Annotated in this window: 8 protein-coding genes and 1 pseudogene; 5 read left to right on the forward strand and 4 right to left on the reverse strand. The window is 67.8% G+C overall.

Going from position 1 to position 25,094, the window contains the following annotated elements; all coding sequences use genetic code 11:
* The 5 genes from HYG77_RS11880 to puuE all read left to right on the forward strand — a co-directional run bounded on the left by HYG77_RS11880 (position 1) and on the right by puuE (position 6,161).
* On the forward strand, positions 1-2,199 hold the full coding sequence (locus HYG77_RS11880) for a cation-translocating P-type ATPase (RefSeq protein ID WP_208962755.1): 2,199 nt from the start codon (positions 1-3) through the stop codon (positions 2,197-2,199).
* A gap of 137 nt (positions 2,200-2,336) precedes the next feature.
* The gene (locus HYG77_RS11885) at positions 2,337-2,576 is read left to right on the forward strand and encodes a hypothetical protein (RefSeq protein ID WP_208962756.1); all 240 of its coding nucleotides are present in this window, start codon (positions 2,337-2,339) and stop codon (positions 2,574-2,576) included.
* 317 nt (positions 2,577-2,893) lie between these two features.
* Complete coding sequence (locus HYG77_RS11890) at positions 2,894-4,141, forward strand: aldolase/citrate lyase family protein (RefSeq protein ID WP_208962757.1); 1,248 nt, start codon at positions 2,894-2,896, stop codon at positions 4,139-4,141.
* A gap of 83 nt (positions 4,142-4,224) precedes the next feature.
* Positions 4,225-5,220 carry an allantoicase gene (alc, locus tag HYG77_RS11895; protein WP_244461290.1) on the forward strand — a complete coding sequence of 332 codons (996 nt, stop codon included), beginning with the start codon at positions 4,225-4,227 and terminating at the stop codon, positions 5,218-5,220.
* Positions 5,217-6,161 (forward strand): allantoinase PuuE, encoded by a 945-nt coding sequence (puuE, locus tag HYG77_RS11900; protein WP_208962759.1) that lies wholly within the window; start codon positions 5,217-5,219, stop codon positions 6,159-6,161. Before alc ends, puuE begins: the two co-directional genes overlap by 4 nt.
* 44 nt (positions 6,162-6,205) lie before the next feature.
* Here the strand turns inward: puuE and HYG77_RS11905 are convergent, their stop codons facing one another.
* The 4 genes and pseudogenes from HYG77_RS11905 to HYG77_RS11910 form a co-directional block, all read right to left on the reverse strand.
* Complete coding sequence (locus tag HYG77_RS11905) at positions 6,206-6,607, reverse strand: serine recombinase (protein ID WP_208962760.1); 402 nt, start codon at positions 6,605-6,607, stop codon at positions 6,206-6,208.
* A gap of 377 nt (positions 6,608-6,984) precedes the next feature.
* Complete coding sequence (locus HYG77_RS39550) at positions 6,985-8,346, reverse strand: thioesterase domain-containing protein (RefSeq protein ID WP_244461354.1); 1,362 nt, start codon at positions 8,344-8,346, stop codon at positions 6,985-6,987.
* Between the two features lie 123 nt (positions 8,347-8,469).
* Positions 8,470-8,922, reverse strand: a pseudogene (locus HYG77_RS39555) (AMP-binding protein); the annotation flags it as partial.
* On the reverse strand, positions 8,835-24,803 hold the full coding sequence (locus HYG77_RS11910) for a non-ribosomal peptide synthetase (protein WP_244461355.1): 15,969 nt from the start codon (positions 24,801-24,803) through the stop codon (positions 8,835-8,837). The gene HYG77_RS11910 and the pseudogene HYG77_RS39555, both read right to left, overlap by 88 nt.
* Between the last annotated feature and the right edge of the window lie 291 nt (positions 24,804-25,094).

Here is a 25,094-nt window from a genome sequence, read left to right on the forward strand (position 1 = left end):
ATGTCCGCCGAGCCGGCCACGCACATCTCGCACGATGTCGCAGTCCTGTCGGATGCGGCGGGCAGAATCCGCGTGCATCTGCCGTGGCTCCACGCGAGTGTGGGACGGGCCGTCGCCCTGGAAGATTCGATAGAAAAGCTCGCCGGGGTGCGTGCCGTGCACGCCTATCCGCGGACCGCGTCGGTGGTGGTCTGGTATTCGCCGAAACGGCTCGATCGCACCGAGTTGCTCGACACCATCGCTGCAGGCGAGGAGACGCCCTGGGCGCTGGTCCCGGACCGTTCCCCTCGCTCGGCCGACGTCGGTAACGCCGACATCGTGCGGATGGCCATCGGCGGCGCCGCCCTGCTCGTGCTCGGAGTCCGCCGATACGGACTGCGCCGCGCACCTCTACTCGGCCCGACCAGCCGCGTGTTCGCCACCGGCGCGACCATCTTCACCGGCTACCCCTTCCTCAAAGGAGCACTCCGCACTCTGACCGGAAACCGCACGGCGGGCACCGACGCTCTGGTCTCCGCCGCGACGGTGGCCAGCCTGGTTCTCCGGGAGAACGTGGTGGCCCTGACGGTGCTGTGGTTGCTCAACATCGGTGAGTACCTCCAAGAACTCACCCTGCGCCGCACCCGGCGCGCCATCTCCGATCTCCTCAAGGGCACTCAGGACACCGCGTGGATTCGTCTGGCCGACCGCACCGAGGTTTCGGTGGACGTCGATTCGCTGCAGGTGGGGGACGAAGTCGTGGTCCACGATCACGTCGCGATACCCGTGGATGGTGTCGTGGTGGAGGGTGAGGCGATCGTCGACCAGTCCGCGATCACCGGTGAAACACTGCCGATCGCCACTTCGGCCGAACACCTCGTGCACGCGGGTTCGGTGGTGCTGCGCGGACGGCTCGTCATCCGGGCCACCGCGGTGGGCAACGAAACGACGATCGGACGCATCATTTCGCAGGTCGAGCAGGCTCAGGAGCACCGCGCCCCGATCCAGACCGTCGGTGAAAATTTCTCCCGCCGTTTCGTGCCGGCATCTTTCGCCTTGTCCGCGCTGACCCTCGTCCTGACCCGTGATGTCCGCCGCGCCATGACGATGCTGTTGATCGCGTGCCCGTGCGCGGTCGGGTTGTCGACGCCGACGGCGATCAGCGCCGCCATCGGCAACGGTGCCCGGCGCGGCATCCTGATCAAGGGCGGATCGCACCTCGAGCAGGCCGGATGCGTCGACGCGATGGTCTTCGACAAGACCGGCACTCTGACCATCGGCCGCCCCATCGTGACGAATGTGGTTGCCTTCGCCAAGGATTGGGAGCCGGAACGGGTCCTTGCCTATGCGGCGAGCTCGGAAATTCATTCCCGGCATCCACTCGCCGAGGCGGTGATCCGCTCGACCGAGGAACGGCACATCGTGATCCCGCCGCACGAAGAGTGCGAGGTCCTCGTCGGCCTCGGTATGCGCACGTGGGCGGACGGGCGGACGCTGCTCCTGGGCAGCGAAGGATTGCTGCGCGACGAGAATGTGCGCGTGTCGAAGCGCGCCGCCGACTGGGTACGCAAACTCCAGCAGCGGGCCGAGACGCCGCTGCTGTTGGCGGTCGACGGCAAGCTGGTGGGGCTGATCAGTCTCCGTGACGAGGTGCGGCCCGAGGCGCTCGAGGTGTTGTCACGGTTACGGGCGGACGGTATCCGAAGGATCGTGATGCTCACCGGCGACCATCCGATGACGGCCGCGGCGGTGGCTTCGGAACTGGGCATCGACGAGTGGCAGGCCGAGGTGATGCCGGAAGACAAACTCGACGCGGTTCGCCGTTTGCAGGACGACGGGTACACCGTCGCGATGGTCGGTGACGGCACCAACGACGCGCCGGCGCTCGCCGCCGCGAACATCGGGATCGCCATGGGCCTGGCCGGTACCGACGTCGCCGTCGAAACCGCCGACGTGGCGCTGGCGAGCGACGACCTGCGCCGCCTCCTCGATGTCCGCGACCTCGGTGCCCACGCGGTCGCATTGGTTCAGCAGAACTACGCGATGTCCATCGCGGTCAATGCGATCGGCCTACTCGTCAGCGCCGGCGGCGCCTTGTCTCCCGTCCTCGCCGCCATTCTGCACAACGCCTCCTCCGTCGCCGTCGTCGCCAACAGCTCCCGCCTGATCACCTACGAGCTGCAACCTACCCGCCCCGGAGTCGGCAGCAAGTCCGCGTGAGATGTCCGGAATGTTCTCACCTGCGACAGAATCGCTGCCACAACCCCTTGCCGCACACTGGAGCGTTTGCTATAACGAACCTACAGCTTCTGCTGTAGGTAACCTGTCAGCAACGAGGGTTCCCGGAGGTCGACGCAATGCTGTGCAGCGAACGCCGATGGTGCGATATCGACTACGACCTGTCGATCGCCGACTCCGATCGACTTCTCGCCGAGGCGCTGACGCCACGCGCCGTGGTGTCGCTGGTACGAGTCGCGATCCGCGCCGAGCGCGTTCCCCCTGCAGGCCGAGTCCCCTCTTCGCGAACGGAACTGGCTGCGCAGGCCACGGGAGCGGAAGTCGACGCGACGCAGCGCTCCCCTCCGCGCGGATGGTGACCGCTCGACGAAAAGGGAACACGGAGTCGGAAGGATGGTGATGCCCTAGCGTGAACTTACTTCCCGAGGGCGTTGCTGCCCCGCCCGCAATTTCTTCGCAACCGGCCGGCGCGTGGAGCGGCCCGAATGCCGCAAAAATCCGCCCTGCCACCACTGTGGCGACGACGAGAAGCGGGCCGGGCGGCAACTGACCCTCCTCTCCATATCCTTCACCGTCATCGAACCCCGGCCCGTTTCCCCTGGGCCGGGGTTCTTTCGGGGCAGGAGTTCGGGTCGGCCACTCCTCGCGATGCCGGCATTTCTGCCAAGATCGTGCTGTGAATCCCCTGTACCTCAGCCGGCTCCCGGACAGCGGCTTCGACCGCGTCGACGCCCTCCTCGGGTCCGTCGACACCTCCCTTGCACAACACTTTCCGGGTGATCGTCCGCAGTCTCAGCCCATCCACACCGTCTATGTGAGTGCGGCGGATGCGCGCCCCGACACCCCGCGGCGCTGGTCGGAACAGGCGGTTGCGCTGCTGGACCGCTACGCCGATGCGCTCGAATCCGTCGGAACCACCGGCGCTCTGCCCGATGTCCGCACGGTGTTGCAGAACCGTCCGGTCATGGACTTGCGCATCGACTTCGAGGACGGGTACGGATGGCGGAGCGATGACATCGAGGACGCCGCCGCGCTCGACGCGGGGCGCACACTGCGCCTGCTCTCGTCCGACCCCGACGGCCCGCGATTCCTCGGGATTCGCGCCAAAGGATTGGCGCCCCACGAACGCCGCCGCGGGATCCGCACTCTCGAACTCGTCCTCGAAGGTGCGGGCGGCGTTCCGAACGGTTTCGTATTCACCGTCCCGAAGCTGCGCGCCGCGGCGCAGGTCACCGCTGTCGTGGCACTGTGCGAGGAACTCGAACGCGCCTACGGGTTGCCGGACGGGTCACTGCACTTCGAATTGCAGATCGAGAGCCCCCAGGCCGTCATCGGCCCGGACGGCACCGTCACCGTCGCCAAGGCAATTCATCTCGCGGACGGGCGGTGCACCGGATTGCACTACGGCACTTACGACTACAGCGCGGCCTGCGGTATCGCGTCTCGCTTCCAATCGCTCGAGCATCCGGTGGCCGACCACGCGAAGTCCGTGATGCTGGTGGCGGCGGCCCAGACCGGGGTGTGGGTCTGCGACGGCTCCACCCAGGTCGTCCCGCAGGGCAGCGACGACGACGTCCGCGCCGCACTGTCCCGGCACTACCGGCTCGTCACCCGGTCGCTCGAGCGCGGTTACTACCAGGGCTGGGACATGCATCCCGGGCACCTGATCACCCGCTGGCTCGCCACCTTCGACTTCTACCGGGGTGCCTTGCCCGCCGCGGCCACGCGCCTGCAGGCCTACCTCGATCGGCAGGGCGGCGGCGTGGTGGACGAACCGGCCACGGCACAAGCCCTCGCCGCCGTCGTTCTCCGCGGGCTCGCCTGCGGCGCGTTCGACGAGGACGTGGTACTGGCGCAAGCCCCCGGATGCACGGTCGACGTCCTCCACAACCTCGTCGCCCGCGCGGTAGTCCCGGGTACCTGAGCGGCCGGACCCGGTCCGCGACGCTCCGGCGGCATCGCCGACGCCCTACACTTGCTCCACGCCCGATCAGGAGGTACTCCATCGTGACTCCGAACACTCCTGCCCCGCCCAGCTTTCGCAGTCTCCCGGACTTGGCCGTCCGCACGCTCGGCGGCGCGGTCGTGTGGGCGAACGACGAATTGTTCGCCGAGCGTGAGAATCTGATCCGCCCGACAGCGGCCGTGTACCAGCCGGCCACGTTCGGGCACAAGGGCCAGATCTACGACGGCTGGGAGACGCGTCGGCGCCGGATCGCGGGCACCGACGAGGCCATCGTGCGCCTCGGGGTTCCCGGTGTGATTCGGGGCGTGGTGGTCGACACCGCATGGTTCACGGGCAACTATCCACCGGAGATTTCCGTCGAAGCCGCGGCGATCGACGGGTACCCGTCGGCCGACGAAGTGGTCGGCGCACAGTGGACCACCATCGTCGGCCGCAGCCCAGTTCGAGGGGACACCGAGAATCCCTTTCCGGTGGACTCCGAGCGGCGGTGGACGCACGTCAAACTGACCCTGTACCCGGACGGTGGGGTGGCCCGGTTGCGCGTGCACGGCGAAGGCCGTCCGGATCCTCACTTCCTCGACGCCGGACCGGTGGATCTCGCTGCCCTGGAGAACGGGGCGCGAGTGACGTGCTGCTCCAACATGTTCTACGGATCGCCACAGAACATGCTGCTCCCCGGATCGGCTCGCGTCATGGGCGACGGCTGGGAAACCTCTCGGCGCCGAGACGACAACAACGATTGGGTGGAGATTCTTCTCGCCGCTCAGGGCATCGTGTCGCTGGCCGAACTGGACACCTCATATTTCCTCGGCAATGCTCCCGGTGAGGCGAGTATTCAGGGTCGCGACGGCGACGGCGACTGGGTGGAGCTCCTCCCCCGGACACGCCTGCAGCCGGACACCCGGCATCGGTTCGTCGTCGACAGCGATCAGCCGGTCACGCAGGCCCGGCTCGACATCTTTCCGGACGGTGGCATGGCACGGCTGCGGCTGTGGGGTTCCCTGACCGAAGCCGGTCGGGCAGGGTTGCAGTCATGACCAACGGATTCGACTCCGAATATCCCCGTGACCTGGTCGGGTACGGGCCGAAGCCCCCCGACCCGCAGTGGCCGGGCGGCGCGAAGATCGCCGTCCAGTTCGTCCTCAACTACGAGGAGGGCGCCGAGAGCAACGTCCTCCACGGAGACGGGGCGTCGGAGACGTTCCTGTCCGAGATGGTGGGGGCACAGCCGTTCCCGAACCGGCACATGAGCATGGAGTCGGTATACGAGTACGGTTCCCGCGCCGGACTGTGGCGTGTGCTTCGGGTGTTCGAGCGGCGAGGACTGCCGCTGACGATTTTCGCGGTGGCCAAGGCCATGCAGCGAAACCCCGAAGCCGTCAGCGCCTTTCGTGAACTCGGCCACGAGATCGCCAGCCACGGTCTGTGGTGGAAGTCGTATCAGCTTTCCGACGAGGACGCCGAACGCAAGGACATGGCGGAGGCGGTCGACATCCTGCGCGATCTGACCGGTGAGGCGCCGCTGGGCTGGTACACCGGCCGCGACTCCCCTCGCACCCGGGAACTTGTGGTCGAACACGGCGGCTTCCTCTACGACTCCGACTCGTACGCCGACGACCTGCCGTACTGGGTGAAGGTGGATTCGCCAGGCAAGGGGCTGGTCGACCACCTGGTGGTGCCGTACACCCTCGACACGAACGACATGCGGTTCGCCTCGCCGGGAGGTTTTCCCAGCGGTGAGCAGTTCTTCGCTCATCTACGGGACGCCTTCGACGTGCTCTACGCGGAGGGCGCCGAGGGGGCGCCGAAGATGCTGTCCGTGGGTCTGCACTGCCGCATCGTTGGCAGGCCCGCGCGCACCGCCGCGCTGGAACGATTCCTCGACCACGTGCAGTCCCACGAAAAGGTGTGGGTAGCCAGGCGGATCGAGATCGCCCGCCACTGGCGCGACACGCACCCGGTGGCTCCCAGACGGTGATTCAGTGTGGGTCGACACGGCGGCGGTGACGCGCGCGAGATCCGTTACCGCTCGAACTCCGTCCCTGATGCGCTCGAGCTTGCCGTCGTTGCGGAGGTCTCTACGAGCGGCACGGTCAGACGCCGGCGCAACTTCGCCTGCTGAGCGTCGTCCTTGTACCTGAGGGATTTGCCTGCCTTGGCCACCCGACGTCCGGCGACGGTCAGCATCGGGCGTGGAATCCCGATACCCATTACCGGCACGCCCGTCACATAATTCTCCTTGAAGAGGAACATCGAGGCGTCGGCCACTTCGTCGTTGGTCAGCTTCGAGGCCACCCAGCCGACTTCTGCTCCGATGGCATCCGCGTCCAGGATCGGACTCCGATAACCCTCCGTTGTCTTCGCGAGAAGCCAACGCAGAACAGCGTCACGAACCGCCCACTGACGATCGGTAGCTGCGTTCACATTTCGGTCCTCCAAGTAGATGCGACTAGTGCTGCCATGCACCATAGCCGTGGGTGAGGAATAAGCAAGTCACGCGAAATTTACTGCGCGCCTTGCACCTCGGAGCCACCGACGATCCGTCGTCACGAAGAGCTGAACTGGACTTAATTCTTGTGTTGGGTATGGTCGAGGTCAGTTCGCGGTTGCCGATTCGGAAAGGACCGACAATGGCTGACAAGTCCACCGTCAGAAGTTCGAAACAGTCCGCACGTGCCCTCAAAGAGCGTCGGGCGGAGAAACGAGAGAAGGCGCTCGAGTCGACTCAGATCGTCCGAAAGCGGAAGAAATGAAGAGCTTGTGACGTCAGCACCGGCCGTCGCATCACCGCCCGGCGGGTCTTATCGGTCGATCTCCATTCTCGAAGCGTGATGCACGGCGTCGGCCAAGTGTGTGGCGAGGAGTGGGCCGATCACACTGACTGCGGAAGGTTCGGTCATCTGCCAATGATTTGCACTCACAGAATGATTCGTGATCCGCCCGTTCACCCAGGGACGCCAGGTGCCGACCGCACGCCGCAGCGTCGGATCGTCGTGCGCCGCCGTGAAGAACAGCACGTCGCCGTCGAACCACCCGGGCCGGTAGTCGCGCATGAGGGTGGCGTTGTGGTGCGCGGCCGCGGTCAGGCGATACAGGTGCTCGGGGCTCAGGGCCGACAGCACGTCCGCCGTGTCCTCCTCGCGAACCGCCGCCTCACCGCTGCCCTGCGACTGCTGCGTTTCCGCGAAGCTGTCGAGCATGACGAGTGAACCCACCACCTGGCCGGTCTCCTGCAGTCGCACCGCCATCGCATGGGCAATGACGCCACCGATCGACCAGCCGGCCAGATCATAGGGGCCTTCGGGCTGGATCCGCTGCACCTCGGCGAGATACCGGTCGGCAAGTTCCTCGATCGAGCCGGGCAGCACCTCTCCCACGACGGCCGGGGTCTGAATGCCGAAGACGGGGCGGTTTTCGTCGATGTGTTCGGCGAATCCCGTGTAGCACCAGGACAGTCCGCTGATCGGATGAATCCAGAACACCGGCGTCCCCGCCCCACCCGCGCGGATCGGGAAGACCACGTCGAGCGCGGGGTCCTCGGTGTCGGCGTCTGCCGCGTCCATGCGGGCCGCGATCGCGGCGGGTGTCGGCTCGGTCATCAGCCATTGCAGCGACACGGTCACGTCGCTGCCGGCCCGTAAACGGCTCACCGCCCGCATCGCGGACAGCGATGTGCCACCGAGGTCGAAGAAGTTGTCCTCGGCGCCGACCCTGTCGACTCCCAGGACTTCGGCGAACACCGCCGCGACCGTGCTCTCGTACCCCTCGTTCGGCCGACGATATTCGGCAGCAACGAAATCGGGGCGCGGCAGCGCATCTACGTCGAGCTTCCCGGTGTGGGTGAGCGGGACGGAATCGATGCACACCACCGCCGACGGCACCATGTGCGTCGGCAGAAACTCCGATACAAATGCGCGCACCCGAGCGGGGTCTGGCGCGGACCCCGCGGCGGGGACCACGTAGGACACCAGCACGGTGTCACCCGACGGGCCGCGACGGCCGAGAGTGATCGCGTAGTCGACGTCCGGGTGTTCCAGTACGGCGGCATCGATTTCACCGAGTTCGATGCGGTAACCCCGGATCTTGACCTGGTGATCCGAGCGGCCGCTGTACTCGAGTTCACCCGTTGCGGTCCAGCGGACGATGTCGCCGGTGCGGTACATGCGCTCGCCGGGTGCGCCGTAGGGGTTGGCGACGAACCGTTCGGAGGTGAGGCCGTGCCGGGCATGGTAGCCACGCGCCAATGCCGGTCCCGCGACATACAGCTCACCGGAAACACCGGCAGGAACGGGCCGCAAGCGGGTGTCGAGAACCATGACCTCGAATCCACGCACCGGATGCCCGATCGTGACAGGCGCACCAGCCACGAGGTCGCCGACGGTCGAGATGTCGGTCGCCTCGGTCGGTCCATAACCGTTGAGCATGATGCGCCCCGGCTGCCAACGGGCCACCAGTTCCGGAGTGCACGCCTCACCACCGACACCGAGGACGCGCAGTACCTCCAGCCCCTCAGGGTCGATCGAAGACAGCATCGCCGGGGTGATGAGCGCATGCGTCACGTGCTCGTCCCGGACGAAGGCGGCCAATTCGTCCCCGCCGATCACGCTCGGTGGAGTGATCACCAGGGTCGCTGCGGCGGAGAGGGCGGACATCATTTCGCCCACCGCCATGTCGAAGCTGGGCGAGGTGTTGTGCAGGAACCGGGACGACTGCTCGACGCGGTAGTGCTCACGGCGTTCGGCGGCGAGGTTCGCAAGGCCGCCATGGGTGACGACGACACCCTTCGGCCGTCCTGTCGTGTCGAACCGGACGTGTAAATCATGTACGCGGGGTTCTCGATACGCACAGGCCGTGCGCGTTCCGCTTCGGTCACCGGGGTGGCCGGGGTGGCGTCGAGCGCGTCTGTGATCTCGTCGAGATGGAGCCAGGAGGTATTGTCCGGCAATCCATCCCGATCCGCAGCGACGGTGATGCCGATGCGGGCGCCGGAGTCGAACAGCATGTGGTCGATGCGCTCCATCGGATAGGTGGGATCGACGGGGAGGTAGGCGGCACCCGTTTTAGCCACCGCCCATACCGACAGCACCGATTCCACCGACCGCGACAACGCCACAGCGACGAACGTTTCGGGTCCGACACCCTGCGCGAGCAGCAACCGGGCCAGACGGTTCGACCAGGCATCGGCCTCGCGGTACGTCCAGTCTCGCCCCTTCCAGGACAGCGCGACCCGTTCCGGGGCGGTACGTGCGGCGGCGTCGATGATCCCGGCGAGGGTGGTCGGCGCCGCGGCCGGTAGACCGCACACAGGCGCGAGGGCCGCGTGCTCGTCGGGGTCGAGGATTTCGATCCGGCCGATCGGTGCGGCGGGGTCGGCCACCAGTGCGGAGAGAACCCTCAGCAGCCGTGTGCGGAGCGCGGTCACGTACGTCTCGTCGAACACATCGGCGCGATACCTGAGCGTGAACCGCAATCCGTCGTCGGCGAACACCGTGAGAGTGAGCGGGTAGTGGGTGGCTTCCTCGCCGGACACACCGAGGACGGTCAGGCCGTCGATCGACGTCACCTCGGCCAGTGCTTCGGTGTCCACGGGATACGACTCGAACACCGTCAGCGTGTCGAACAGGGCGCCGCTGCCGGCGGTCTGCTGGACATCGCTCAGGCCGAGGTAGTGGTGATCGAGCAAAGTCGCCTGTTCACGCTGCACTCGGATCAGGAGGCCGGCCGCCGATTCGTCCGGGTCGATGCGCACCCGCACGGGCAGGGTGTTGATGAACAGGCCGACCATCGACTCGACGCCCTCGAGTTCGGCGGGGCGGCCCGACACCGTCGCCCCGAACACCACGTCGTCGCGGCCGAGCATGCGGGACAGCAGAATTCCCCATGCGGTCTGGACGAGCGTGTTGAGCGTGACACCGAGTTCCGCCCCGAGTGCGGTAAGCCGGGTCGACAGTTCAGGTCCGGCGTCTGCGTCCACCGCCGTCACTGCGGTCGGTCCCGGCTGTCCGGAACCGTCGGAGGCGACGAGAGTCGGCTGCTCCATACCGGCGAGCGCCTCGGCCCATGCGTCCCGGGAGGCGGCACGGTCGCGCGATGCCAGCCACGACAGGAACGTGCGGTACGACGGCACCCGCGGCAACACGGACGCGTCACCTCGGGTGGCGTACAGAACGAGGAGTTCCTTCAACAGCAACGGCATGGACCAGCCGTCGACGAGGATGTGGTGCAGGGTCACGGCCAGGACGTGGTGCCCGTCGCCGCCGTCGATCAGCGTGAACCGCAGGAGCGGCGGCTCAGCGAGGTCGAACCGGCGCTCGCGGTCGGCGGTGAGCGCCGCGTCCCGCGCAGCGGCTCGAGCGGACTTGTCCACGGACCCGAGATCGATGGTGCGCCAGGGGATCTCCACGCTGTCGAGGACCACCTGCACGAGTTCTCCGGTACTCGCGCCGACGAACGCTGTGCGCAGGTTCGCGTGCCGGTCGAGCAGGGCGGAGATCGCTGCACGCATCCGGTCGGCGTCCACGACGCCACCGAGTTCGAGCACCGTCTGCGTCGTATAGACGTCCACCGTGTCCTGCGCGAGCTGCGCATGGAAGGCGAGCCCGTGCTGCAGCGGCGACAGCGACCAGACGTCGGACAGTGCCGGGTACTGCTCTTCCCACAGTTCGAGGTCCCGCTGCCCCACCGCGACGAGGGGCACGTCCGACGGCGTGAGCCCGCCCGCCGTTCCGCTGTCCACATGCGCCGCGACCGTGCTGAGCGCACTGGTCCACAGGTCCGCAAGCTCCCGGACGTCGGCCGCCGACAGCACTTTCCGGGGATACGAGAAAGTGGCCGTCAACCTGGACTCGCCGTCCACACCGGTGACGATCGCGTTGATGTCGAGAACGGCGGCGGCGGGCATGTCGTCGTTGCCGACGCCCCCGAGGTCGCCGAAGTCAGTGGTGGGCGTCCAGCCCAGGTGCGCGAACTCCTCCGGAATGTCCGCCTCCGATACCCGGCCCAAGTAGTTGAAGCTGACCTGAGGGGTGGGGAGGTTGTCCAGCGCCGCGGCGGTCTCGGAGTTGAGATGGCGCAGCAGCCCGAAGCTCAGCCCTCGGACAGGTAGTGCCAGCAGGTTTTCCTTGACGGCCTTGACGGCGCGGGACGTGTCGGCTGTCCCGGCCAGGGCGGCGACGGCGTCGATTCCACCGAGGTCGATCCGAACCGGATACACGCTGGTGAACCATCCGACCGTACGGGATAGGTCGGCGCCGGGCGCCGCCTCCGCCTCGCGTCCGTGGCCCTCCAGTTGCAGGAGAAGTGAAGACTCGTCGATTCCCCGGCGACGCCGCCAGGCGCTCACGGCCAGCGCGAACGCGGCGATCAGCCCGTCGCCGACGCCGCCCCGGAAGGCAGCGGGAACGGACGTCACCAGTGATCGCGTCACCGCCGCGTCGAGTTCGACACGCACGTGGTCGACCGTGGCCAGGACGTCGATGGCGGGGTCGAACGGCCGGGACCCGAGCGTCGGGTCCGGACCGTCGAGAATCCCCTGCCAGAGCGGCAATTCGGCAACACGCTCCGGGCTGTGCGCGTCCTCGGTCAGGGCGTGCGCCCACCGGCGCATCGACGTGCCGACCGGCGGGAGCGTCGCAGCCTCACCGGACGAAATCTGCGCCCACGCGGCGATCAGATCCGGAATCAGAATGCGCCAGGACACGCCGTCGACCACGAGGTGGTGGGCGGAGACGATCAGACGGCCGCTCCGTCCGGGTACGCCCACCGGGTCGAGCCAGACGCACTGCAGCATGATGCCGGCCCGCGGGTTCAGGCGGTCCAGCGCCGAATCCAGTTCACGCCGAGCCGGTTCGGTCGGATCCGTCCGCGGATCCCAGTCGATCCGGTGCACAAGAGAGGCGACGTCGACGGCGCCTGCCGGTGCCACCTCGAGCGTGTCGTCACCGACGAGGCGGGCACGGAGGATGTCGTGGTGCTCGATCACGGCCGACAGGGTCGCGATCAGACCCGCCCGGTCGATGCCCACCGGCAACTCCAGTGCGACCGACTGCGCGTAACGGTCGAGAGTGCCACCGCGTTCGGTGACCAGACGCATCACCGGAGTGAGCGGCATCCGGCCGACACCGCCGCCCGGAAGTTCCTCCAGCACGACGGGTTCGGTGTCGGTGGCGTGGGCCGCCACCTGTGCGAGAGCCGCAACGGTCTTGTGCTCGAACACGTCCCGGGGCGAGATGATCAATCCGTGTGCCTTCGCCCTCGACGCGAGCTGGATCGACGCGATGCTGTCGCCACCCAGGCCGAAGAACGAATCGTCCACACCGACCGTCGGGACGCCCAGCAGCTCGGCGAACACGCCCGCCAGGACCTTCTCGTTGTCGGTGACCGCCGCCCGGAAACGCGCGGTCGCGGTGACGAAGACCGGTTCGGGCAGGGCTTCTCGGTCGAGCTTCCCGTTCACCGTCACCGGCAGCGCCTCGATCACCATGTATGCGTCCGGGATCATGGGCGCAGGCAGGGCGTCCTCGAGGTGGCGCCGGATCGCGTCCGTGTCGAGTGTGTGACCGGGGGCTGGCACGAGGTAGGCCGCGAGACGCTGCCCCGACGGAGTGTCGTGGACGACGACGGCGGCCTGGCTCACCGTGTCGTGCCGGGTCGCCGCGGACTCGATCTCCCCCAGCTCGATCCGGTTGCCCCGAATCTTCACCTGACTGTCGCCGCGGCCGAAGTACTCGATTCCGTGCGTTCCGGTCCAGCGGACGATGTCGCCGGTGCGGTACATGCGCTCGCCGGGTGCGCCGTAGGGGTTGGCGACGAACCGTTCGGAGGTGAGGCCGTGCCGGGCATGGTAGCCACGCGCCAGTGCCGGTCCCGCGACATACAGCTCACCGGAAACACCGGCAGGAACGGGCCGCAAGCGGGTGTCGAGAACCATGACCTCGAACCCACGCACCGGATGCCCGATCGTGACAGGCGCACCAGCCACGAGGTCGCCGATGGTCGAGATATCGGTCGCCTCGGTCGGTCCGTAACCGTTGAGCATGATGCGTCCCGGCTGCCAACGGGCCACCAGTTCGGGAGTGCACGCCTCACCACCGACACCGAGGACCCGCAACTGCGGGTGTCCGGCCGGGTCCATCGTGGCCAGCACCGCCGGGGTGATCAACGCATGGGTGACCTGCTGACGGTCCAGAAGCTCGGACAGTTCGTCGCCGCCCACGATCTCGGTCGGCGTGATCACCAAGGTAGCGGCGGCGCTCAGCGCCGACACCATCTCGCCGACGGCCATGTCGAAGCTGGGCGACGCCTTGTGCAGGAAGCGTGACGACCGCTCGATTCGGTAATGCTCGCGACGTTCGGCGGCGAGGTTCGCAAGGCCGCCGTGCGTGACCACGACACCCTTGGGCAGACCCGTCGAGCCGGACGTATAGATCATGTATGCCGGATTCTCGACGCGGACCGGGCGGATCCGGTCTGCGTCGGTGATCGGCTCGGCGCTAGCCGACTGGTGTCGGGCGGTGACATCCTCGGTGTCGAGGGTCAGCCAGACGACGGTGTCCGGCAGCGCGGCCCGTTCACCGGACAGCGTGACACCGAGGGCGGCGCCGGAGTCGGTGAGGATGTGCGCGATGCGATCCGCGGGGTATGTCGGGTCCACGGGCACGTACGCCGCACCGGTCTTGGCGACCGCCCACACGGCCAGCACCGATTCGAGCGACCGCGGAAGGGCGAGGGCCACGAAGGATTCCGGTCCCACGCCGTGCTCGAGCAGTAGCCAGGCCAGGCGCGTGGACCACTCGTCCGCCTCGCGATATGTGTAATCGCGACCGTTCCAGCTCAGCGCGGGCGCGTTCGGGTCGGTCCGGACAGCGACATCGACCAGGCCGGCGAGGGTCGTCGCGCTCGCCGACGGCGCACCCCGTACGCACACCGCCGCCCACTCGCTCGGATCGAGGAGGTCGATGTCGCCGACGATCGCGCCCGAATCGGCCACCACTGCGTCGAGGACACGGACGAATCGCCGGGCGAGGTCCTCGGCGGTCGCCCGGTCGAAGAGGTCGGTAGCGAATCGCAACGCGCCCGACAATGCACTCGCCGAATCGCCTTCGGTCAGGACCAACGCCAGGTCGAACTGCGCGGTGTCCGCCTCGAACGGAACGGGTTCCACCGTCACTCCAGGCAATTCGAAGCGGGTGAGACCGCGGTGCTCGAACGACAGCGCCACCTGGAACAGGGGTGTGTGGGCCTGGGTGCGGACGGGAGTGAGGACGTCGACGAGCCGCTCGAACGGAATGTCCGCGTGCCCGTACGCACCGAGGTCGGTGTCGCGCACCCGTGTCAGGAGTTCAGTGAAGCTTTCGTGCGCAGCGACGTGCGTACGCAGGACCAGGGTGTTGACGAACATTCCGACCAGGTCGTCGAGGTGCTGCTCACCGCGACCGCTGACCGGGGTGCCGACGGCGATGTCGGACGTCGCCGACAACCGCGACAGCACGACCGCCAGCGCCGCGTGCAGCACCATGAACACGGAGGCTCCGTGATCGCGGGCCGTCTGCTCGAGCGCCAGAGCGGTGTCCACCGGAACGTCGAACCGCACGGTGTCGCCGCGCTGCGACGGCACGGCCGGGCGGGGCCGATCGGTGGGCAACTCGAGCACGTCCGGCAGCCCGGACAGCGTCTCGGTCCAGTACCGGATCTGCTGTGCGGCCAGTGATTCGGGATCGGACTCGGCGCCCAGTGCCGCGTGCTGCCAGATCGCGAAATCGGCGTACTGCATCGGAAGCGGTGACCAGTTCGGGGCGTGTCCCGCACTTCGGGCGGTATAGGCGACCATGACATCGCGAGCGAGCGGACCCATGGACACGGCGTCGCCGCTGATGTGGTGCACGACGATGACGAGGACATGCTTGTCGACGGCGGTGCGCAGAAGTCGCCCGCGAAGGGGAATTCCCGCGGTCACGTCGAAGCCGCCGTGCAGGACGCTGGTCACCTCGCCCACAAGTTCGTCGGGGGTCACGTCGACCGGGGTGAGATCGAGGTCGACCCGGTCGACGGGCAGGATCACCTGCACGGGGCCGTCACCGTTGTCGGGGAAGACCGTGCGCAGCGACTCGTGCCGTTCCAGCACGTCGTGGACGGCGGTGTGGAGGGCTGCGACGTTCAGCGTCCCCGTCAGCCGGATCGCGAGCGGAAGGTTGTACGCCGCCGACTCCGGATCGAAGCGATTGAGGAACCACATCCGATTCTGCGCCGACGACAACGGGATTCGCTCGGGACGCGGAGCGGCCACGAGTGCCGTTCCGCCGCCCGTCCCAGCGAGGACGGCAACGCGCGCTGCGAGTGCCTCGACGGTAGGGGCGTCGAACAGCTCCCGCACGGGGACTCTGCTGTCGAGTGCACGGCCGAGTCGGGCGGCGACCTGGGTGGCGATCAGCGAGTTACCGCCGAGGGCGAAGAAGTCGTCGTCAAGGCCGACCCGCTCGACACCCAGGACGTCGGCGAACACTTCGGCGACAACGCTTTCGGCGGCAGTGGCCGGCGCCCGGAAAACGCGGGCCTCGAAAATGGGTGCGGGCAGGGCTTTCCGGTCGAGTTTGCCGGACGTGCCGAGGGGGAAACTGTCGAGAATCAAGATAGTTTCGGGCAGCATGTAGCTGGGCAGCTTTCGTGCGATCGCGGTGCGCAATTCGTCGACGTCGACGTCCGAACCCGCGGTCGGAACGACATAGCCCACGAGATGATCACCGGTGCCGGTCGGGACGACCAGCACCGCCGCCTGCGACACCTGAGCATGGGCGAGCAGAGCGGTCTCGATCTCACCGAGCTCGATGCGCTGGCCGCGGAACTTGACCTGGAAGTCGGTGCGCCCGATGTATACGAGTTCGCCGGTGGTAGTCCAGCGGACGAGGTCCCCGGTGCGGTACATCCGCTCCCCTGCCCTGGTGAAGGGGTCTGCGACGAAGCGGTCGGCGGTGAGGTCGACACGGCCGTGGTAACCACGCGCCAACTGCACACCGGCGAGATACAGCTCGCCCGGAACGCCCACGGGCACCGGGTGCAACCTCGAGTCGAGGACGTAGACGCGGCTGTTCCACTCGGGTGTACCGATCGACACCGCACCACCCTCAGGGGTGTCGGTGACATCGGCGTAGGTGATCGACACCGCGGCCTCGGTCGGCCCATACAGGTTGTGGACCCGGGCCATCGAAATCTCGGTGAAGTCGCGAACGGTCGCAGCGGGCAGAGCCTCACCGATCACGAACACGTGTCGCAGCGAGGTCAGCGCCTCACGTCCGACACCGTCGGCGAAGACAGACAACATGGACGGCACGAAGTCGGTGACCGTCACCCGGTGCTCTCGAATGGTGTCGGCGAGGTACTGCGGGTCGCGGTGCCCGTCGGGTGCCGCGACTACGAGCGTCGCGCAGGCAGCCAGCGGAAGGAAGTAACCCCACAGGGACACGTCAAATGTGGTCGCGGTCTTCTGCAGATAGACGTCACCAGGGCCCAGCGGATACTGGTTCGCCATCCACGCGATCTGGTTCACGATCGCCCGGTGGGTGACCGCGACACCCTTGGGCCTTCCGGTCGAGCCGGACGTGAAGATCACATAGGCGACACCATCCGGGTGCACCGCCGAATTCGTCAGCGGTGCCGACGAAACGCCGTCGACGTCGAGGGTGTCGACAAGGATGACGGACCGATCACTCGCAAAAGCGTCCCGGGACGTCGACAGGACACAGATCGGGTCGGCCGCATCGAGGATGTACCCGATGCGATCGGCCGGATGGTCCGGATCCACGGGAACATAACCGCCGCCCGCGGTCAGGACCGCGTACATCCCGACGACCAGGTCGACGGATCGGCGCATCGCCAACGCCACCAACGTTTCCGGACCCACGCCCTTGGAGATCAGGACCCGCGCCAACCGGTTCACCCGACCCGCGAACTCCCGGTAGGTCAACGATTCACCCTCGAAGACGAGTGCCGGCGCATCCGGGGTCCGGCGTACCTGGTCCGCGAAGGCGTCGAGCAGCCGGGCCTCGGGCAGCGGATGGTCCGTCCGGTTGCGAATGTCGACCAGCTCTGTGCGTTCCGACGCGTCGAGCAGGGCAACGTCACCGACCGGTGTCGACGGGTCGGTGGCCACGGCCCGCAGGATGCGGGTGAATTGTTCGGCGAAAGCGGCGACGGTCGACGCGTCGAACAGGTCGGTGGCGTAGGTGAAGGACGCGTGGATTCCGCCGTCAGCCTGCTCGGTGAGGGTCAGATGGAGATCGAACTCGGCGGTCTGCAGCTCCGCCGGGACGGTTGAGACCACCAGTCCCGGCAGGTCGAACGTGGCGGGGGCCAGGTTCTGGAAGGACAGGGCGACCTGGAACAGAGGGTGCCGACCCTGGGAGCGAACCGGATCGAGAACTTCTACCAGCCGCTCGAACGGCACGTCGGCATGCGAGAACGCACCCAGGTCGGCTTCGCGCGTGCGCTCCACCAACTCGTCGAACGTAGCCTCCGGCGCGACGTGGGTCCGCAGGACGAGGGTGTTGACGAACATGCCCACGAGGTCGTCGAGGGCCTGCTCGCCCCGGCCGGCAACGGGAGTTCCGACCACGATGTCGGCCGAGTTCGAGAGCCGGCTCAGAAACACCGCGTAGGCGGCGTGCACGGTCATGAACAGGCTGGCGCCGCGGGCAGCCGCGAGTTCACGCAGCAATTCGTGGGTGTGGGCGTCGACATCGAACGTCAGCTCGCTGCCGCGGTGTGACTGTCGGCGTGGACGCGGCCGATCGGTGGGCAGGGTGAGCTCGTCCGGCAGCTCGGCGAGAGTGCGCACCCAGTACTCGGTTTGGCGGGACACCAGCGACGCGGAGTCGTCCTCGTTGCCGAGCAGTTCGCGGTGCCAGAGGCTGTAGTCGGCGTACTGGACCGGGAGCAGCGACCACCCGGGCTCGTCCTGTTGCGCACGCGCGGTGTACGCGAGCATCACGTCGCGGGCCAGCGGCGCGAGCGAGAAACCGTCGGCGGCGATGTGATGGACCACGACGACGAGAAGGTGCTCGTTCTCGGAGACCGCGAACAGGCCTGCGCGCAGGGGTGGTTCCACGGTGAGGTCGAATCCCGTGGTCGCGAACTCCACAGCCCGCTGCAGCGCCTCGTTCTCGGTCACCTCGAGCACGGTGAGGTCCGGGAGCGCCGACTCGATGGAGACCAGGACCTGGTGTGGGCCGGTGGGTGAGTCTGGGTAGATCGTGCGCAGCGCCTCGTGCCGTTCGAGGACGTCGCTGAGCGCTGCCTGCAGGGCGGGGACGTCGAGCGTCCCGGTCAGGCGGAGGGCGAGCGGCAGGATGTCGACGGTGGAACCCGGGTCGAAACGGTTGAGGAACCACACCCGCGCCTGCGCCGGAGACAGCGGAATCCGATCCGGTCTCGGACGTGCCTCCAGGACCGGGCGGTCGGACCGTCCGGCGGTGTCCACGGCGGCGGCCAACGCCGCGACTGTGGGTGCGTCGAACAGTGACCGGACTGACAGGGACGTGCCGCTGGCCGCGCGCAGGCGGGCGATCACCTGCGTGGCGGACAGAGAGTTGCCGCCGATCTCGAAGAAGCTGTCGTCGGCCCCCACCCTGTCGACGTCGAGAATCTCCGTGAACACCCGCGCGACAAGCAGTTCGGAGGGGGTCGACGGCGCCCGGAACACCGTCCGCGCCGCAAATGTCGGGGCGGGCAGCGCCGGGCGGTCGATCTTCCCGGCCGGGGTGAGCGGAATGGCGTCGAGCAGTGTGACGGTTGCCGGCACGAGCGCGCGGGGCAGCAGTTCGCTCGCGGCCGACAGGATGTCGGAGACGTCGGGGCTGGTCCCCTGCGCGGGCACGACGTAACCAACGAGTTGATCGCCGAGCCGGGGGTGGTGATGGACGGACGCTGCCGTGGCCACCACGTCGCCGTGCCGGGACAGCGCGGCCTCGACCTCACCGAGCTCGAGGCGCAGGCCCCGCAGTTTCACCTGGGAGTCGGCGCGGCCCACGTAGGTGAGCTGCCCGTCGGACCGCAGCCGCACCAGGTCACCGGTCCGGTACATCCGGCTGCCCTGGGGTCCAAAGGGATTGGCCACGAACCGTTCCGACGTGAGTCCGTGCCGGGCGTGATAGCCGCGGGCGAGACCGGGACCGGACAGGTACAACTCACCCGTGACACCGCGCGGCACGGGCCGCAGCCGGGAGTCGAGGACCAGCGCCTGCGTGCCGTCGAGCGGGCCGCCGATGGTGATGTCGGCGCCCGGGGTGAGCGGTTCACCGATGGTGACGACGATGGTGGTTTCGGTGGGACCGTAACTGTTGAAGAAACGCCGCCCCGGGGAGAACTGTTCGACCAGCTGCGGTGGGCACACCTCACCCCCGACGACGACGGTGCGCAGGTCACCGAGTGCGCTCGCATCGACGGTGCTCAATGCGGCTGGGGCAGTGAGCACGTGGGTGACGCGCTGGTCGCGGATCAGGGCGGTGAGGTCTTCACCGCCGACCACCGACGGCGGTGCGATCACCATCGTGGCCCCGGCACTGAACGCTTGAATCATCTCGAAGACGGAGGCGTCGAAGCTTGCGGACGACAACCGGAGCACGCGGGACCGCGACGTAGTGCCCAGTTCCGGGCGTGCCTCCGCCGTGAAGGCGCTCAATCCCGTATGAGTGACCGTGACGCCCTTGGGTGTTCCGGTGGAGCCGGACGTGTAGATGAGATACGCCGGATGCTCGAGGCGCAACGGCATAGTGCGGTCGCGATCGGTGACCGGTGCGGCCGACGTGACGTGTGCGACGTCGTCCAGCAGCAGCCACTCGGTGCCGCCGGGCAGCCCCGCCGCGGTGGCGGTGTCGGTCAACCCGAGCGCCGCACCCGAGTCGGAGAGCATGTGCTCGATGCGTTCGCACGGATAGCTCGGATCGACGGGCACGAACGCGGCGCCCGTTTTGGTCACCGCCCACACGGCGAGGGCGGCCTGGACGGTCCGCGGAAGTGCCAGCGCCACCACCGTTTCCGGACCCACACCGTGCGCGATGAGTACACGCGCCAACTGGTTCGATTGTGTGTCGAGGTCCGCGTAAGAGAGTTCCCCCTCCTCCGACACGAGTGCGATCCCGCCGCGCCCGGCACCGCTCGTGAAGATGTCCGGCAACGTGCGCGCCGCCACGGCAGACGCTTCGGGTGGCGCGGTCAGTGTGGCGTGTTCGTCGGCGGTCAGCAGGTCCAGGTCGCCGACCGCGCATCTCGGATCGGTGATCCCCTGCCGCAGAATTTTCTCGAAGCGGACGGAAAACGAGTCGATCGTGTCGCGGTCGAACAGATCGGTGGCGAAAATCCAGGACGCCGCCATTGCGGCACCGTCGGTGCGGAGGGTCAACTGCAGATCGAACTTCGCCGGCACCACACCGAGATCCAGTGCCGACACCGACAGACCGGGAAGCGTGAGTTGGTTGACGCTCTGATCCTCGAGCGACAGCGCAACCTGGAAGATCGGCGAATATGCCTGGGAGCGTCCCGGTTGCAGTAGGTCGATCAACCGCTCGAACGGCAGGTCCGCGTTGCCGTACGCCGCAAGATCGGTCTCCCGGACGTGCCCGAGCACCTCCGCGAACGAGGACGCCGGGTCGATGTGTGTCCGCAATGCGAGCGTGCCGACGAACATCCCTACCAGGTCGTCGAGGGCCTGCTCGCCGCGTCCCGCGACCGGAGTGCCCACCACCACGTCTGTGGTCGCGGCGAGGCGCGCGAGCAGTGTGGCCAGGGCCGCGTGCACCACCATGAAGAGGGTGGCGCCGTGGCTGCGTCCGAACGCCGTGGCTTGTTCGACGAGTGCGCTGTCGAGGCGGAACGTCGAGATCTCCCCGCGCAGTGACGCCACGGTCGGCCGACGCCGGTCGGTGGGCAGCTCGAGCAGTTCCGGGGCGCCGCGCAGTTGCTGACGCCAGTACGCAGCCTGGCGTGCGGCAACACTTCCCTCTTCGGACTCGGAGCCGAGGAGCTGCCGCTGCCAGACGCTGTAGTCGGCGTACTGGACGGCGAGCGGTGTCCAGTCCGGTACCCGGTTGCCGACGCGGCTGGTGTACGCCAACATCAGGTCACGGGCGAGCGGCCCCATCGACGCGCCGTCCGCACTGATGTGATGCACCACCACGACGAGAACGTGTTCGTCCGGTGACAGCTCGAATACGCTGCTGCGCAACGGGACCGATGCCATCACGTCGAAGCCGGTGGACAGCTCTGCGGTCAGCACTGCGAACAGCTGTTCTTCGTCGTCGACGCGGCGCGGTTCGAGGTCCAGCGCGAGGTCGTCGAGGGGGACGATCCGCTGATACGGGCCGTCGGCAGAGTCGGGATACACGGTCCGCAGCGCCTCGTGGCGCTCCAGGACGTCCCGCAGCGCCGCCCGGAGGGCAGCGGTGTCGAGGTCGCCGGACAGCCGCAGTACGAGCGGAATGTTGTAGGCCACCGACTCGGGGTCGTAGCGGTTGAGGATCCACATCCGGGACTGCGCAGCGGACAGGGGAATACGATCCGGTCGTTCGATTCCCACCAGCGCCGGGCGATCCCCGCGCTCGGCGGCGTCGACCACCGCGGCGAGCGCCGCGACGCCCGGTGCCTCGAAGATCACCCGCACGGCCAACGACTTGCCTGCCGACTCGTTGACCCGGCCGATCACCCGGGTGGCACTCAGCGAGTCGCCACCCAGATCGAAGAAATCGTCCTCGGCCCCGACCACGCCGGCACCGAGCACACCGGCGTAGGCGGCCGCGACCAGCCGTTCGGTGTCGGTGCGCGGGGCCACATACTCGCGGACCGCGTAAACCGGTTCGGGTAGGGCTTCGCGATCAACCTTGCCCGCCGGGGTGAGCGGAACCCGGTCGAGCTCCATCACGGTGGACGGCACCATGTAGCTGGGCAGGAGGCGGGCGGCGTGCGCGGCGAGCGCGGCGTGATCGAAACGCGAATCCGGCCGAATTCGCACGTAAGACACCAACACCGAGGTGCCGCCCTCACGTTCCCGCACGGCGGACACCGCGAAGTCCACCGACTCGTGCCCCGACAGCACCGCATCGATTTCACCGAGTTCGATGCGCAGTCCGTGCAGCTGTACCTGGAAGTCGCTGCGCCCCACATACTCGAGGACGGGTTCCCCGTCGCGGCTCCACCGCACGAGGTCGCCGGTGCGGTACAGGCGGTTACCGCCGCCCCCGGGGAACGGGTCGGCGACGAACCGCGATGCCGTCAGACCCGAACGGCCGTGATAGCCCTCGGCGAGGGGGCCGCCGAGATACAGCTCCCCGGTCACCCCGCGCGGCACCGGCCGCAGCCAGCGGTCCAGGATGACTGCTCGTGCGCCCTGCATCGGGCCGCCGATCGTGATCCCGGCGGGGTCGGTCTGCGGACCCGTCATGGTGATCACGATGGTCGACTCGGTGGGGCCGTAGCTGTTGTAGAGGCGGCAGCGGCTGCCGAACCGCTCGACGAGATCCGGCGGGCACACGTCGCCACCGACGACCACGGCCTCGAGCGAGTCGAGGCCGGCGGCGTCCACGGTTCCCAATACCGCGGGTGCACTGATGATGTGGGTGACCCGCTGCGAACGGAGGAGAGCCGTGAGTTCGTCGCCGCCGTACACGCCCGGTGGCACGATCACCATCGTCGCGCCCGCGCTGAACGCCTGCACCATCTCGAACACGGACGCATCGAAGCTCGACGAGGAGAAGCGCAGCACCCGCGAGTCGCGCGTCACGCCGAGCTCGGGCAGGGCCCACGCGGCGAACGCCGCCAGGCCGGTATGCGTGACCACCACACCTTTCGGCGTGCCCGTGGAACCCGAGGTGTAGATCATGTACGCCGGATGGCGAGGTGTCAGTGGTACCGCGCGATCGGCGTCCGTCACCGGTGCGACTGACAGCTTCGCGCAGGCAGACGTGAGCGCGGAGTCGTCGAGGGCGAGCCATTCGACGCCGGTTCCCTCGAGCAGGTCGCGGTGCGCGGTGGCCGTCAGACCGAGGGTCACGCCCGAATCGGACAACATGTGGGCGATGCGCTCGGCGGGGTAGGCCGGGTCGACGGGGACGAACGCCGCCCCCGACTTCGCCACGGCCCACACCGCCACGACGGAGTCGACGGACCGGGTGAACGACACCGCCACGAAGTCACCGGGTCCCACTCCGCGGGTCAGCAGCAGACGTGCGAGCGCGGTGCTGCGCTCGTCGAGTTCGCGGTAGCCGGTCGTTGCTCCATCGAGAATCAGTGCCGTGCCGTCGGGGTTCGCCCGGACCCCGGCTTCGAACAGGTCGACCAGCAGCAACGGGTCGGGTGCCGCCGGGCCGGCGGCAGGCACGAGTTGTGCGTGCTCGTCCGCCGTCAGCACGTCCAGGTGTGCAACCGGGGTGTCCGGGTCCGCGTCGGCGAACCGGGCCAGCAGGTCGAGGAACCGCGCGTGGTGTCCGGCAAGTTCCTCGGCCCCGTACAGGGCAGGGTTCGCCTCGAAATCGATGCGCGACGAACTTCCCGCCACGCTCGGGTACAGGTTGACGGAGAGGTCCTCGACGGGTCCGGTCGACAGCACGTGGAACCGACCGGTTAGCTCGGCGAGGGTGATTTCGGAATGGAAGTTCATGATGTTGATCGCGGGACCGAAGAAGCCCCGCTGATCCTGGGCGGCGCCGGCGTCGCGGCGGATGTCCTCGCTGCGGTAGCGCTGGTGGCGCAACGCACCGGTGAGCTCGAGCTGGACGGCGGAGACCAGCGCGGCGACCGTCGTGTCCGGGGTGATCGACACCCGCAACGGCACCACATTGGACACCATGCCGCCCGATCGACGCAGCACGGCGTTGGTGCGGGCCGACACCGGCAGACTGAGAACGATGTCGTCCGAACCCGTCATCCGGGCGACGAAAGCTGCGGTCGCGGCCACGGCGACAGCCGCGAAGGCAGAGTTGAGACGCGAGGTCGCCCCGTCCACCGACCGGGCGACGTCGGTGGGCACCTGTCCGCCGTGCCAGCGGGACCGAGCCTGCGCCGGGGCAGTGCGGCCCGCGAGGCTGACCGGGACGGGGAGGTTCCGGGATCGGGTCGCCCAGTAGTCGCGGTCGGTGAGGTACCGGGAAGAACCGATGTACGCGTCCTCGGCGGCCGAAACCTCTCGGAGGTCACCCGCCACCGACGGCGTCGGCTCCACAGCCCGGATCTCGGCCGTGTACAACTCGGCGGCGCGGCTCATGAACTTCATGGCGCCGTAGCCGTCGAGAGCGATGTGGTGGATGCGGCAGTACCAGAGATGGTGGTGATCGCCGATCTGCAGGGTGGCGGCCCGGATCAGCCGGTCCGAGAGCAGATCGAGCGGTGCGGTGTAGTCGGCGCGCATCCACTCGAGTGCGGCAGCGTGGGGGTCCGGTTCCGCCCGGAAATCGTGGTGTCCCACCCCGTCGTCGAGAGTGAGGTCGACCGTCTGGAGTGGTTCGCCGTCGATCTCTACGATGCGGAGCATCCCGCTACCGATTTCGCGGGCAGCGACCTGACCTGCACGTCGAAAAGCATCGACATCCAGAGCGCCCTCGACGTCGATGTACTGCGCAATCGTGATCGGCACTTCGCCCATGAGGTGCTGGGCATACCAGATACCGCGCTGAGCGGCGGTGAGGGCGAAGTAGTGCGAATCATTCTCGTTGACACTCGTGTCAACGCGGGCGGACGTACCAGCCGCGAACTCTGCCGGTTCCACGAATCGTTCTCTTATCTACTAGGAGCGGCGAGAGACGACTCTTGCTCCGGTGACCGACTACGTGTGCCCTGCGGTGGTTGACACCCCGTGGGACAACTTACGTAGGGTTGCATAACCTACATAAAGTCGTCAAATCGCTCGGGTGTAACTGGATCGGTAAGTCGACGC

It is taken from the genome of Rhodococcus sp. ZPP, assembly GCF_017656075.1.
GTDB lineage: Bacteria > Actinomycetota > Actinomycetes > Mycobacteriales > Mycobacteriaceae > Rhodococcus_F > Rhodococcus_F oxybenzonivorans.

Bases quoted from the DNA above. Each gene is read 5' to 3' on its own strand.
- HYG77_RS11885 (WP_208962756.1), top strand. From the start codon at position 2,337: ATGCTGTGCAGCGAACGCCGATGGTGCGATATCGACTACGACCTGTCG.
- puuE (WP_208962759.1), top strand. From the start codon at position 5,217: ATGACCAACGGATTCGACTCCGAATATCCCCGTGACCTGGTCGGGTAC.
- HYG77_RS39550 (WP_244461354.1), bottom strand. From the start codon at position 8,346: ATGTACCGCACCGGCGACATCGTCCGCTGGACCGCAACGGGTGAACTC.
- HYG77_RS11910 (WP_244461355.1), bottom strand. From the start codon at position 24,803: ATGGGCGAAGTGCCGATCACGATTGCGCAGTACATCGACGTCGAGGGC.
- HYG77_RS11880 (WP_208962755.1), top strand. From the start codon at position 1: ATGTCCGCCGAGCCGGCCACGCACATCTCGCACGATGTCGCAGTCCTG.